Source organism: Ralstonia sp. Ralssp135, assembly GCF_047304345.1.
Classification (GTDB): Bacteria; Pseudomonadota; Gammaproteobacteria; order Burkholderiales; family Burkholderiaceae; genus Ralstonia; species Ralstonia chuxiongensis.
The window spans coordinates 43,581-56,777 of sequence record NZ_JBGLYZ010000025.1 but is presented as its reverse complement, the minus strand read 5'-3'; the positions used below and the strand labels follow the sequence as shown (position 1 = coordinate 56,777).

The 13,197-nt window shown below is 64.4% G+C and carries 13 protein-coding genes; all 13 read right to left on the bottom strand.

All coding sequences use genetic code 11. The annotated features are described in order from the left end of the window. Nucleotides 1-2: 2 nt before the first annotated feature. The 13 genes from ACCD03_RS17320 to ACCD03_RS17260 all read right to left on the bottom strand — a co-directional run bounded on the left by ACCD03_RS17320 (nt 3) and on the right by ACCD03_RS17260 (nt 13,177). Complete coding sequence (locus ACCD03_RS17320) at nt 3-668, bottom strand: TetR/AcrR family transcriptional regulator (RefSeq protein WP_413412388.1); 666 nt, start codon at nt 666-668, stop codon at nt 3-5. A 61-nt stretch (nt 669-729) separates the two neighbouring features. Further along, the gene (locus tag ACCD03_RS17315; RefSeq protein WP_413412387.1) at nt 730-1,683 is read right to left on the bottom strand and encodes an MBL fold metallo-hydrolase; all 954 of its coding nucleotides are present in this window, start codon (nt 1,681-1,683) and stop codon (nt 730-732) included. A gap of 12 nt (nt 1,684-1,695) precedes the next feature. Then, nucleotides 1,696-1,962, bottom strand: a complete 267-nt coding sequence (locus tag ACCD03_RS17310) for a DUF1289 domain-containing protein (RefSeq protein WP_413412386.1) — start codon at nt 1,960-1,962, stop codon at nt 1,696-1,698. Nucleotides 1,963-1,972: 10 nt separating this feature from the next. Continuing rightward, entirely contained in the window at nt 1,973-2,473 is a 501-nt protein-coding gene (locus ACCD03_RS17305; protein ID WP_045202349.1) for a YbaK/EbsC family protein, read from the bottom strand. Between the two features lie 22 nt (nt 2,474-2,495). Beyond that, nucleotides 2,496-3,425, bottom strand: a complete 930-nt coding sequence (locus tag ACCD03_RS17300; protein WP_045202351.1) for a hydroxymethylglutaryl-CoA lyase — start codon at nt 3,423-3,425, stop codon at nt 2,496-2,498. 1 nt (nt 3,426) lies between these two features. Continuing rightward, a complete protein-coding gene (locus tag ACCD03_RS17295; RefSeq protein WP_325651546.1) occupies nt 3,427-4,368 on the bottom strand; it encodes a glyoxylate/hydroxypyruvate reductase A in 942 nt (313 codons plus the stop codon). A 109-nt stretch (nt 4,369-4,477) separates the two neighbouring features. Next, on the bottom strand, nt 4,478-4,960 hold the full coding sequence (locus ACCD03_RS17290) for a hypothetical protein (RefSeq protein ID WP_325651548.1): 483 nt from the start codon (nt 4,958-4,960) through the stop codon (nt 4,478-4,480). Nucleotides 4,961-4,985: 25 nt separating this feature from the next. After that, on the bottom strand, nt 4,986-5,534 hold the full coding sequence (locus ACCD03_RS17285; protein WP_325651550.1) for a lysozyme: 549 nt from the start codon (nt 5,532-5,534) through the stop codon (nt 4,986-4,988). 443 nt (nt 5,535-5,977) lie between these two features. After that, on the bottom strand, nt 5,978-8,008 hold the full coding sequence (locus ACCD03_RS17280; RefSeq protein ID WP_413412385.1) for an acetyl/propionyl/methylcrotonyl-CoA carboxylase subunit alpha: 2,031 nt from the start codon (nt 8,006-8,008) through the stop codon (nt 5,978-5,980). A 679-nt stretch (nt 8,009-8,687) separates the two neighbouring features. After that, the gene (gene bioB / locus ACCD03_RS17275; protein WP_045202357.1) at nt 8,688-9,767 is read right to left on the bottom strand and encodes a biotin synthase BioB; all 1,080 of its coding nucleotides are present in this window, start codon (nt 9,765-9,767) and stop codon (nt 8,688-8,690) included. A 43-nt stretch (nt 9,768-9,810) separates the two neighbouring features. After that, complete coding sequence (locus ACCD03_RS17270; protein ID WP_325649407.1) at nt 9,811-10,605, bottom strand: enoyl-CoA hydratase/isomerase family protein; 795 nt, start codon at nt 10,603-10,605, stop codon at nt 9,811-9,813. Continuing rightward, nucleotides 10,602-11,540 (bottom strand): dienelactone hydrolase family protein, encoded by a 939-nt coding sequence (locus ACCD03_RS17265; protein WP_325649409.1) that lies wholly within the window; start codon nt 11,538-11,540, stop codon nt 10,602-10,604. Before ACCD03_RS17265 ends, ACCD03_RS17270 begins: the two co-directional genes overlap by 4 nt. A gap of 29 nt (nt 11,541-11,569) precedes the next feature. Continuing rightward, nucleotides 11,570-13,177 carry a carboxyl transferase domain-containing protein gene (locus ACCD03_RS17260; protein WP_045202362.1) on the bottom strand — a complete coding sequence of 536 codons (1,608 nt, stop codon included), beginning with the start codon at nt 13,175-13,177 and terminating at the stop codon, nt 11,570-11,572. Nucleotides 13,178-13,197 lie beyond the last annotated feature (20 nt).

Below are 13,197 nucleotides of genomic sequence, written 5' to 3'. Positions count from 1 at the left end.
TGCTAAGCCGCCGGCTGGGGCGGCGTGCGCAGGATGAACAGCACCGCCTGGTCGGCCAGCGCGTCAATGCTGATGCCCGCGCCTGCCTGATACCACTGCGCTGTCCAGTTGAGCGCGCCGAACATCAGCAGGCGGTCGACAGGCGTCGGGTGTGCCCATTCGCCGGAGGCACGCAGGCGGTCGATCACGCGCGTCCAGATGTCTTCGTAACGGTCCTTGAGCGCGATGATGCGCTCTTGCGCATGCGCATCAAGCGAGCGCCACTCATACAGCATCACCGGAATGAAATCCTGGTGGGGCGCAAGGATCGTGTAGAGGTGCGCGCGCACGAGTTGGCGCATCGCCTCGCGCGGCGGCAGGTCGTCGATATCGATGGCTTCGATATCCGCCAGCGCCACAGTCAAGCCGTGTTCGATCACGGCTTGCAGGATGTCCTGCTTGGTTTTGAAGTGGTAGAACCAACTGCCCGCATGGACGCCCGTGGCGGCGGCAATGTCGCGCACCGTGGTGTTGCCGTAGCCCTTCTCGCGGAATAGCCTGGCCGATTGCTCGATCAACGCGCGGCGCAATCCCTCGTTGGCATCCTGCGCGGGGCGGCCGCGCTTGCGGCGCGGCGCTTCTGCTTCAGTGGCGGACTCGGGCGGATTGGATGTGGCGGGTTTCGGCATGCCCAGGCGAAGAGAAGAGGCGTCGCTGCATTGTAGCGGGGCATCGCCACCGCGCGGCATGTCAATCGCGGTTCAGGATGCGGCCGTGTTCGACCGTGGCGGCGCCTGCCTTGACCAGCGCCGCGATCGCGGCATCCACCAACGTTTCCATCGATTGCTTTGCGAAGAAGCGCGCCTGCAAGCGCGGCATCAGCGTGGTCTGCGTGAACCACGCAAACAGCGCGTCGTGCGACAGCGCCTGCTGCTCCAGCAGCTTGAACTTCACCAGCACGCGAATGGCGTGCAGCGCGTTGCGTTCCGGGTCTGCCCGCAGATACGCAAGCCGCCCCAGCGATGCATCAATCGCGGCGTTGACGTCGGTGAACGGCCGGCCGTGTCCGGGAATCACCACGCGCGCGTCGAGCTGCGCGATGCGCTCAAGAATGGCCTGCTGCTCGGCAAAGCCGCTTTCGCCCTCAAGCTCGGGAAAGATCACGCCAAAGCCGCGCTCCCACAACGCATCGGCAGAGATCAGCACGCGCGTATCGGGGTTGAAGAGGATGACCGCGTGCGGGTCATGCCCAGGTGCACTGATGACTTGCCAGTCGAGGCCGCCTAGCCGTGCCGTCATGCCGTCGGCCAGGCCTGCGTCGGCATCGCGATCGGGCAACGTGAAGCGTGCGCATTCCTGGCCGGTGGGGCCGTAGCTGAGGGCGTCGGTATCCCAACGGCGCACGTCGTCGATCTGCGCCGCAGGCACACGCGTGTGACTGCCGTAGATGGCCTGCAGCGCAGCATTGCCGCCGCAGTGGTCGGAGTGCAGGTGCGTGTTCAGCAGACGCCGCAGTGGCCTGCCTTGCAGGGCGTGCTGCACAAGCGCCACGGTTTGCGGGGCGTGCGTGAGGTAGCCGGTGTCCACCAGCGCGCAGCCGCCATGCGCTTCGTCATCGAAGAAAAGGACGTTGTTGGACGACAGCCAACCGCGCTCGAACACGCGCATCGAATCAGGCAAGGTGACGATGTCGTGTTCGGCCATGGTGATGGGCGCTCAGGCGCAGGGCGTGTCGTTGAGCCAGGCGCAGGCGCGCTCGGGCAAGGTTTTCCACACGGTCAGGCGAGCGGTGTCGTTCATGGTCGACCAGGCGGCAATTTCGTCGATGGTGCGCATGCAGCCGATGCACAGGCCGTGCGCCTCATCCATCTTGCACACGCTGATGCACGGCGACGACACTGGCCGGGCGTGCTCGGCCTGCGCGCGGCTATTGCGCAGCTTGCCGAGCGAGAGCTTCAGTTGCGCGCGGGTGCAGGCGTCCATGTGTGTTCGATCAGTCGCGCTGGGCGATGTCGGCCACAGGCGCGCCCGTCATGGCCTCGAGTTCCGCGGGCGTCAGGTTGAACACGGCGTGCGGGTGGCCGGCTGCGGCCCACACGCTGTCGTATTGGAACAGGTCACGGTCGAGCAGCATCACGGGCTTGACGGCATGCCCCACCGGACACACGCCACCGATGGCGTAACCGGTCTTCTCGCGTACGAACTTCGCATCGGCCTTGGCCAGTGCGCCCACGTGCGCGGAAACCTTTGCCTCGTCGACACGATTGGTGCCGCTGGCGATGACCAGCACCGGCACATCGTCTTCCGCGCGACGGAAGATAATCGACTTGGCAATCTCCGCCACCGAGCAGCCCAGCCCGGCAGCCGCTTCAGCCGACGTTTTTCCGGTGGCCGGCAGCATCACGATGGCTTTTTCGTAGCCGAGCGTGCGCAGGTGGTCGGCCACGCGTTGAGCGGATTCAGGCAGCGGAGCGTTCGTATCGGTAGCGGTCATCGTCGTTGTTCCTGGTGGGGTTTCAGATGCAGGCCTGGGCGATCTGGTCCTGCAGCTTGAGCAACAGCGCGCGGCCCGCACGCGAGGCGGTGGGGCGGCCGATGGCTTGCGAGATGAAGTCGCCCGCCAGCACCACCTTGTCCAGGTCGATGCCGGTGCGGATACCCAGGCCGTGCAGCAGGTACAGCACGTCTTCGGTGGCCACGTTGCCGGTGGCGCCCTTGGCATACGGGCAGCCGCCCAGCCCCGCCACCGATGCGTGGAAGATGGCGATGCCGACTTCCAGGCTGGCGAGGATGTTGGCCAGCGCCTGGCCGTACGTGTCATGGAAGTGGCCCGAGAGGCGGTCGATCGGGAACGTCGCAGCGGCGGCTTCCATTACGGTTTTCACCTGCCCGGCGGTGCCCACGCCGATGGTGTCGGCAATGTCGATCTCGTCGCAGCCCAGGTCGGCCATGCGCTTGATGACGTCCACCACCGACGACACCGGCACTTCGCCCTGATACGGGCAGCCCAGCGAGCACGAGATCGACCCGCGCACGCGAATGCCCGCATCCTTGGCGGCCTTGGCCACCGGCACAAAGCGTTCGATCGATTCGGCGATCGTGCAGTTGATGTTCTTCTGCGCGAAGGCCTCGCTGGCGGCGCTGAAGATAACGATCTCGTCCGCGCCCGCTGCAGCAGCGCCTTCGAAACCCTTCATGTTGGGCGTGAGCACCGAATACAGCGTGCCCGGCCGGCGCTGGATGCGCGCCATCACGTCGGCGCCATCGGCCATGGCCGGCACCCACTTGGGCGACACGAACGACGCGGCTTCCACGTTCACGAAGCCTGCCTCGGACAGCCGGTTCACCAGTTCGACCTTGGTGTCGGTGGAAACCGGCGCCTTCTCGTTCTGAAGACCGTCGCGCGGGCCGACCTCGACCACTTTCACGAAATGCGGGTAGCTCATCTCAGTAACCTCGTTGCAGATCGACGATGCCGGCAATCGGTTCGCCGGCTTCCAGCGCGCGGATCTTGCGCGCGATCTGGGCAATGCTGACCTCACGCAGCGTCAGCGCCGAAATGTGCGGCGTGATGTGGATGCGCGGTTCGGTCCAGAAAGGATGGTCGGCGGGCAGCGGTTCGGTGCGGAACACGTCGAGCGCGGCGCCGGCAATGTGGCCGCTGCGCACGGCGGCCAGCAGGTCGTCTTCCACCAGATGCTTGCCGCGCGCCACGTTGACAACGAACGCGCCCGGCGCGAGCTGACCGAGCAGCTTTGCGTCGATCACGTTTTCCGTGTCGGCGGTCAGCGGCAGTACGTTCACCAGCACGCGCGTGCCGGCAAGGAAGCCGGGCAGGGCATCGCTGCCTGCGCGGCAATCGACGCCCTCGACGTGCTTGGCAGAGCGGCTCCAGCCGCGCAGCGGAAAGCCGAAGCCCGCCAGCGTCTTGGCGATGTGCGTGCCGAGCACGCCCAGGCCCAGCACGCCGACGACAAACTCGTCGCGGTTGAACGGCTTGAGGAAACGCCACATCTTGGCCTGCTGCTGGCGCTCGTATTCATCAAGCCGGCGGAAGAAGCGCAGCACCGCATGCGTGACGTACTCGCCCATCTGCGCGGCCATGCCGGCGTCGTCCAGGCGCACGATCGGCAGGCCTTCCGGAATGGCATCGGGCGATTGCGCGCGCAGGCCGAGAATGGCATCGACGCCCGCGCCGAGGTTGAACACCGCGCGCAAGTCGCGGCGATCACGCAGCATGTCGGCGGGCGGCTGCCAGACCACGGCGTAATCAGCGTCCTGCGCCGCACCTTTCTCCCACACCGACAGCCGCGCCTCAGGCAGTGCCTGCGCAAAACCGTCGAGCCAGGGTTGGGGCTTGCCGTCGGGCGTGTAGATCTGGATGTGCATGGGGCGCCGCGTGCTAGTTGACGTATACGTCAAGGAGTGTAGCAGGGGTGCTGCAAACGCGGGAGAGTAGCGGCGGCCCTTCTGTTTGAGGGTTTCGGCCGCCCACCGCTTACCGATTGTTGATCGCGATGATTTTGATTGGCGTCTTGCCGGGGGAGGAGGTTGCTACGCCGCTGATCCACACTTCGCCGCCGCCGACCATCAGGCCACGGTAGCTGACGAACAGGTCTTCAAATTGCTGAGCCTTGATGGCGCGTTTGACCTTGCTGTTGAAAATCGTGGGGTACGCGCGCTTGAACTCGGCAGGCGTGCGGACTGTCTTTCGGCCGTTTATCCGTAATGGATAGCGAATCAGTTGGCTGAGTGTGTCTTTGTCGTCGCGCCTAGATGCGATCTTGAGGCAGGCGAAGAAGGCTCTTGCATCAAGAAGGTCTAGACCGGCTTGGTCTTGGAGCGTCCGCGTAAATTCCTTTTCCTGCTCCGGAGATGTGAAAGAAGGGTGAGGGTCTGCTTCGTATCCGAGTTCGCTATGAATCAGATTCACGCAGTCTGCGCGCGCTGCGCCAGCAACCGCCAGCAGTGCAACCAACATGATCGAATGCGCCAAACGCATGGGTTTAGTGCGTAGAGTCATAGAGGTTGCTGATGTACATGTCATATTCCTGTCGGCGTCGCTTAACTAGCCCAGGAATACCTCGATTGGTGATATCCAAGAGCTCCCTTGCCGCTTCAGCGTAGCGCTTCGTATTGATCTTGTGACAGAGCATCGGGGCAACCTTTGCGATATCTCCAACGTTGAATGCCAGTGAACACAGCGCGTCAAACTCGTGTTGGTACAGCGGAACGCGAATCGCTCTACGAACGACGTCCTCATGCTTTGAGACGTCGAGCCTAAAGAATCTTTCCGCCTCGACTAAGGAAATTGGCGTGTTTACCGCAATGCCCAGGTCGCGGCATGATCGTTTGCCCTTGACGAGATGCCCCCATCCTGCGGTGCAGTAGTCAAAATCATCGTCGTAGTACTTCAGGACAATCTTTTCCCAATCCTTGATGAACGCCTGGCCCGCAAACGAAAGGAAAAGGCAACCGCTGTGCCGCCTTTGATCAGATGTGGATACAGCCGGATTTTGACTAGGGTTTGTTTGGCAGCTAGCACTGAGTTTCACCGCAGGTCTCCGTTTGAATGCTTCCGAGTTTCCGCGGCACTTTGCCGTTGCCCAAGGGGGCTAGGCTATCGGCGAATTCGGAAAATGATGCAATGCATGTCAGACGAAATATCTGGGGACGTGCTCGGACCTTGTGCCGGCTGCGCGCAGAAGGCTTTGGCCTTACGGGGCGGCGTGGAGGGTACTCGAGCGCTGCTCACCGCTCTCCGATACCAGACCACTACAAGAAAAGCAGTCAGAATGAGCGTCCGCTTTACGGGTCAGCAGGACGCCGACTCCCTTCCCAGTCTAGCGCTCGCGAGTCATACGATCGCGCTGCCGGCGCAATCGCCGTAACGCGGTCTTCGTATCCCTGATGCGCCCCGCCGTAACGTGAGACAAGCCTTTGGGTGTGTCCCACGAGAGCAACGGCAGCACTTGGTCTTCTTGCTGCGTTCGGCACCTTAAGCTTCTTCCGCCGGCTTGAACGCCAGCAGCTGCACGCCTTCCGTCACCTGATCGCCCACGCCGTAGAGCACGGATTCGACGACGCCGTCGGCAGGTGCGGTGAGCGTGTGTTCCATCTTCATGGCTTCCATCACGACGAGCGGTGCGCCTTTGGTGACGGTCTGCCCTGGTGCGGCCAGCACGGCGATGACCTTGCCGGGCATCGGCGCGGTCAGCTTGCCACCTTCGTCGTCGGCTTCGCCGGCATGGGCGAGCGGGTCGTGGCGCTCCAGCGTCCAGTGCGCGCCGCCGGTGAAGACGTGGAACGTGTCGCCGTCGACATGCACCTGGCCGGTCGCCTTGTGCGAGCCAAGCGCGATGGTGAAGGTCTCGGCGTGGCGCTGCGAGGTGAAGGGCGCTTCATGCCCGTTTGCTTTCAGGCGCGAGCCGTCGCGGCCGTAGACGAGCGTGGCGTCGACGGCCTGATCACCGTGCGAGAAGCGCAGCGTGCGCTCAGCCGCGCCGTTCAGACGCCAGCCGCTGCCACGCGCCCACGGCGAATGCGGATCGCGTGTGTCCGTGCGCAGGCTGCGTGCCTCGCGGGCAAGCAGCGCAGCCACGGCCAGGGCGATGGCGTCTTGCGGCACCGCCGGGGCTGCCGGGAACAGCGCGTCGTGATTGCGCGCGATCAGGCCGGTATCCAGATCGGCGGTCGCGAACGGCTTCGATGCGACCAGGCGGCGCAGGAAGGCCACGTTGGACGACAGCCCCACCAGGTGGAAGCCGCCCAGCGCCTGCAGCATGCGCGCGAGCGCCTCTTCACGGTCACGGCCCCAGACGATGAGCTTGGCGATCATCGGATCGTAGTAAGGGCTGATGGCATCGCCTTCGCGCACGCCCGCGTCGATGCGCACGGCGGCGGGCTCGCCATTGGCCTGCGCGCCCACGGCAAATTCCACCGCCGCCGGCGTGCGCAGCACCTTCAGCGTGCCGATGGACGGCAGGAAATCGCGCTCGGGGTTCTCTGCGTAGATACGTGCTTCCAGCGCGTGGCCGTGGATGTGCAGTTCGTCCTGCGCGCGCGGCAGCGGCTCGCCGGAGGCCACGCGCAATTGCCATTCGACGAGGTCTTCACCCGTGATCATTTCGGTGACCGGGTGCTCGACCTGCAGGCGCGTGTTCATCTCCATGAAGTAGAACGTGCCGTCTTCGTCGACGATGAACTCGACCGTGCCGGCACCCACGTAGCCCACGGCGCGCGCCGCCGCCACGGCGGCTTCGCCCATCGCGCGGCGACGGTCCAGCGTCATGCCGGGGGCGGGGGCTTCTTCCAGCACCTTCTGGTGGCGGCGCTGCACCGAGCAGTCGCGCTCGAACAGATAGACGGCGCCGCCGAAGCTGTCGGCAAACACCTGGATTTCAATGTGGCGCGGGCGCGTGAGGTACTTCTCGATCAGCACGCGGTCATCGCCAAAGCTGGAGGAGGCTTCGCGCTTGACGGAGGCCAGCGAGGCCTCAAACGCATCGCTCGATTCCACCACGCGCATGCCCTTGCCACCGCCGCCCGCACTCGCCTTGATGAGCACGGGGTAGCCGATGCGATCAGCCTGCGTGCGCAGGAATGCGGCGTCCTGGTTGTCGCCGTGGTAGCCAGGGACGAGCGGCACGCCCGCCTTTTCCATCAACGCCTTGGCCGCGCTTTTGCTGCCCATGGCTTCGATGGCCGAGGCTGGCGGGCCGACGAAGATGATGCCGGCGTCTGCGCAGGCCTTGGCGAAGGCTTCGTTTTCCGAGAGGAAGCCATAGCCGGGGTGGACGGCCTGGGCGCCGGTGGCGCGCGCGGCTTCGAGGATGCGGTCGGCGCGCAGGTAGCTGTCGCGGGCGGCGGGCTCACCGATGTGGATGGCTTCGTCGCAGGCCGCAACGTGGCGGGCATTGGCGTCGGCATCGGAATAGACGGCGACTGTGCGGATGCCAAGCTTGCGGCAGGTGGCGGCGACTCGGCAGGCGATTTCGCCTCGGTTGGCGATGAGGAGCTTGGTGATCATTGGTGTGTGTCTCCGGTGCTTTCTGTCTGCATCTTTTGCACTTGTGGTGCATCCCTTGTTTCATCCCCTGCCGGGGCTGACTCACTTTCTTTGTCTTGCCAAGGAAGTAAGCAAAGAAAGGCGCGCCCGAGATGGCGACCCCTTCCTTGAATTTGTGTAACCGGGCGGAGACGGGGAAAACTCGCTGCGCTCAGACAGTTCCCCGTCTTTGTTCCGCCCGCTTACACAAATTCAAGGCGCCATCTAGGGCAGGAACGTCAACGGCCAGACCGTTGGTGTGCATGCTCTGTCAGGCTCTTGCTTGTTGCTTGTTGCTTGTTGCTTGTTGCTTGTTGCTTGTTGCTTCTTGCTTCTTGCTTCTTGCTTGTTGCCGTTTGCTTCGCTCCGCGTCTTGCCGCGTACCCACCACTGCGTTTGTGCTGCGATGGTGTGGCCGTTGGAGCCCTAGATGGCGCCTTGAATTTCTGTTGCAGAGAGGAAAAAGAGAGGAGGCTGTTTGAGCGAAGCGAGTTTGCCTCCTCTCCCTCTCTGCGACATAAATTCAAGGAGTCTTCCGCCATCTCGGGCGCGCCTTTCTTTGCTTACTTTCTTTGGCAAGACAAAGAAAGTGAGTCAGCCCCGGCAGGGGATGAAACAAGGGATGGACCTCCAACAACAAACCATCCCCAAAACAAACCAATCAGTCGGCAGGCGTAATGTCGATATGGCAATGCGAAGACTGCGACCCCGCATGCGATTCATGGTGCATGTGATCCTGCACCTCCACCCGCATCCCCAACCGCGCCAGCAGCTTCCGATCTGCATCCGCCTCCGGGTTGTCCGTCGTCAGCAGCTTCTCGCCATAGAAGATCGAGTTGGCGCCCGCCATGAAGCACAGCGCCTGCAGCGCATCGTCCATCGCCTCACGGCCAGCGGAGAGCCGCACCATCGCCTTGGGCATCGTGATGCGCGCCACAGCAATCGTGCGCACGAAATCGAACGGGTCCAGTTCTTCGTTGCCCGCCAGCGGCGTGCCTTCCACCTTCACGAGGTTGTTGATGGGCACCGAGTCCGGATATGGTTCCATGTTCGCCAATTCTGCGATCAGGCCCGCACGCTCGTGCACCGATTCCCCCAGCCCGACGATGCCGCCGCAGCACACGTTGATACCGGCGTCACGCACATGCTCGAGCGTGTCGAGCCGGTCCTGGTACGTGCGCGTGGTGATGATCTCGCCGTAGAACTCGGGCGCGGTGTCGAGGTTGTGGTTGTAGTAATCCAGGCCAGCGTCCTTCAGTTGCGCGGCCTGTTCCTGCTTGAGCATGCCCAGCGTTACGCACGTTTCCAGCCCCATCGCCTTCACGCCGCGCACCATGTCGGCCACGGCATCGAGCTGATGCGGTTTCGGATTGCGCCAGGCTGCGCCCATGCAGAAGCGGCTCGCACCGTTCTGCTTTGCGCGCGATGCGGCTTCGAGCACGGCGTCGATCGGCATCAGCTTTTCCGCCTCGACACCCGTGTCGTAGCGGGCCGATTGCGGGCAGTACGAGCAATCTTCGGGGCAGCCGCCGGTCTTGATGGACAGCAGCGTCGAGAGTTGCACCGCATTCGCATCAAAGTTGGCGCGGTGCACCTGCTGCGCCTGGAACAGCAGGTCGTTGAACGGCAGCGCGAACAGCGCTTCGATGGCTTCGCGGCTCCAGCGCGCGTCGGGCGCTTGGCCCGGCGTGACGGGCGCCTTGGCGGCGTTCGGAACGAAGTTGAGCGGAGTGGATTGCATGAGGACTTCCTTCAAGTGATGCGTGGTTTCGTTGTTATGCGGATCAGGCCGGCAGCAGCCAGTTCGGCTTGCGCTTACCCAGAAAACTTTGCACGCCTTCGCGGCCTTCTTCCGAAGCGCGGATGGCGGCGATGCGTTCAGCGGTGTCGGCCAGCAGTGCGTCGTTGACCGCAGCACCAGATACCTCGCGCACGAGCCGCTTGCTCTCGCGCACGGCGTTCGGACTGTTGGCGACGAGCGCGGCGGTGATGTCGGTCACCTTGGCGTCGAGGGCATCCGCGTTCACCAGTTCATGCACGAGGCCAAGGCGATGCGCTTCGGCAGCCGAAAAGCGTTCTGCGGTGATGAAGTAGCGGCGCGACGCCTGCTCGCCCAGGGCGCGAATCACATACGGGCTGATGGTGGCCGGAATCAAGCCGAGCTTTGCTTCCGACAGGCAGAAGTTGGCCGTGTCGACGGCAACGACGATGTCGCACGCGGCGACTAGGCCGACGCCGCCGGCATACGTGTCGCCCTGCACGCGCGCAATGACTGGCTGGGGGCAGGTGTAGATGGCGCGCAGCATTTCGGCCAGGCGCAGCGCGTCGGCGCGGTTCTCGTCATCCGAGTAGCCGGCCATCTTCTTCATCCAGTTCAGGTCGGCACCCGCGCAGAACGCAGGGCCGTTGCCGGACAGGACGATGGCGCGCACGCTCGGCTCATTGGCCAGCGCGCGAAACGCGCCGGTCAGTTCGGCGATGACCGTTTCGTTGAAGGCGTTACGCACGTCGGGCCGATTCAGCGTGAGCGTGGCGACGGCGCCGTGCTGCGCGAAGGCGAGGGTCTCGAAAGCGTTCATTCGGGGTCCTTGTTGGTGTCGGACTTGGGGTCGTCTGCGCCGGAGGCTTCAGCGTTGCTGCCCGGCATCGCCGCTTGCACCGGGCCTGCCGGCAGGCCGAGCTCGCGCAGGAAGGCATCCACCTGCGGCAGCCAGATGGCGAGCCCTGCATGGCTTGCAAACATGCCGTGCGAGTCGCTCTTGAAGTTGCCGAAATCCACCAGCCGGCCTTTGCCGCCGGCACTGGTGTAGGCAGCGAACATTCTGTCGGGCATCGGCTTGGGCCAGTAGCTGTCGTTGTCGCCGTAAAACCAGAGCGATGGGTAGCGTGACTGGCGGCCGTACGTCTCGAAGGCGCGCACGAGGTTGCCTTCCCAGTCGACGCAGGTGTCGTTGCGCAGGCCGCCGGCAAAGTTCACCAGCCCACGCACGCCGGGGTAGGCGATGGTGCCGAAGGCCAGCGTGGTCAGGCCGCCATGCGACTGGCCCATGACGACGATGCGGTTGCGGTCCACGTACGGCTGCGCGGTCATGTAGTCGAGGGCGGCCACCACGTCTTCGGCCTGGATGATGCCGTTGGCTTCGACGTTGCAGCCGCTGCCGATGTACGCGCCGCCGGATTTGGAAAACCCCTGCCGCATCGGAATGGCCACCACGTAGCCGCGTGCGACCAGCGCCGCAGCCTGCTCGCTGTAACGGGCACGCGCTTGGAATGCCGCCTTGCCACGCGCCTTGCCATGGTTGAGCACGATGAGCGGAAACGGCCCGTCGCCGGCCGGCTTGTAGACGGTCGTCTCCAGCTTGAGCGTGAAGATGCCCGCAGACTTGGGCACCTCCACGATGGTCTCGCTGATGCCGGACGGCGTGGTCTCGCTCGCATGCGCGGCCGCAAGCAGCAGCGCGCAGCCGACGGCTGCCCAGGCGCTGCGCCACGTTCGCGCGGTGATGCTGTTCACTGCAAATTCCCTGGTCGATGGACGGCCGCTTACATGCGGAACACGCCGAAGTTCATGTCGCCGATCGGCGCGTTCAGGCTGGCCGACAGGCCGAGGCCCAGCACGCTGCGTGTGTCGGCCGGGTCGATCACGCCGTCGTCCCACAGGCGCGCGCTGGCGTAGTACGGATGGCCCTGGCGCTCGTACTGGTCGCGGATCGGTGCCTTGAACGCGGCTTCTTCATCCGCGCTCCATTGGCCGCCCTTGGCTTCGATGCCGTCGCGGCGCACGGTGGCGAGCACGCTTGCGGCCTGTTCGCCGCCCATCACCGAGATGCGCGCGTTCGGCCACATCCACAGGAAGCGCGGCGAATACGCCCGACCGCACATGCCGTAGTTGCCCGCGCCAAACGAGCCGCCGATGATGACCGTGAACTTCGGCACTTGCGCCGTGGCCACCGCCGTCACCATCTTCGCGCCGTTCTTGGCGATGCCTTCGTTCTCGTACTTGCGGCCGACCATGAAGCCGGTGATGTTCTGCAGGAACACCAGTGGAATCTTGCGCTGGCAGCACAGCTCGATGAAGTGCGCGCCCTTGAGGGCAGCCTCTGAAAAAAGGATGCCGTTGTTGGCGATGATGCCGACCGGGTAGCCCCAGATGCGAGCAAAGCCGCAGACCAGAGTGGTGCCGTAGCGCGCCTTGAATTCGTCAAACGCAGAATCGTCGACGATGCGGGCAATGACTTCGCGCACGTCGAACGGCTTGCGCGTGTCGGTCGGGATCACGCCGTAGAGTTCTTCGGCGGCGTAGCGCGGCTCGATGGGCGCGTGAATCTGGACCTGCTCGGGCTTGCGGCGGTTCAGGTGCGCGACGATGCTGCGGGCTTGCGCCAGCGCGTGCGAATCGTTGTTGGCGAAGTAATCCGCCACGCCTGACAGCCGCGTGTGCACATCGGCTCCGCCAAGGTCTTCGGCACTGACGACTTCACCCGTGGCGGCCTTCACCAGGGGCGGGCCCGCCAGGAAGATCGTGCCCTGTTCCTTCACGATGATCGATTCGTCGCTCATGGCCGGCACATAGGCGCCGCCGGCGGTGCACGAGCCCATCACCACCGCGATCTGCGGAATGCCCTTCGACGAAAGGTTGGCCTGGTTGTAGAAGATGCGGCCGAAGTGATCGCGATCAGGAAACACGTCGTCCTGGTTCGGCAGGTTGGCGCCGCCCGAATCGACCAGGTAGACGCAGGGCAGGTGGTTCTGCTCGGCAATCTCCTGTGCACGCAGGTGCTTCTTCACCGTCATCGGGTAATACGTGCCGCCCTTGACCGTGGCGTCGTTGCAGACGATCACGCATTCCTGGCCCGAGATGCGGCCGATGCCGGTGATGATGCCGGCGCCCGGCGCGGCGTCGTCGTACATGCCATACGCCGCCATCTGAGAGAACTCCAGGAACGGCGTGCCGGGGTCGAGCAGTTGCTGCACGCGGTCACGCGGCAGCAGCTTGCCGCGGGCGAGGTGCTTGGCGCGGGCGTCTTCACCGCCGCCCTGGGCGATGCGCGCAACCTTGTCGCGCAAGTCGGCGACGAGCGCGCGCATGGCATCGGCGTTGGCCTTGAAGTCTTCGGCGCGGGGGTTCAGCTTGGTCTCTAGCGTCGGCATGGCAGCAGTGCAAGAAGGTC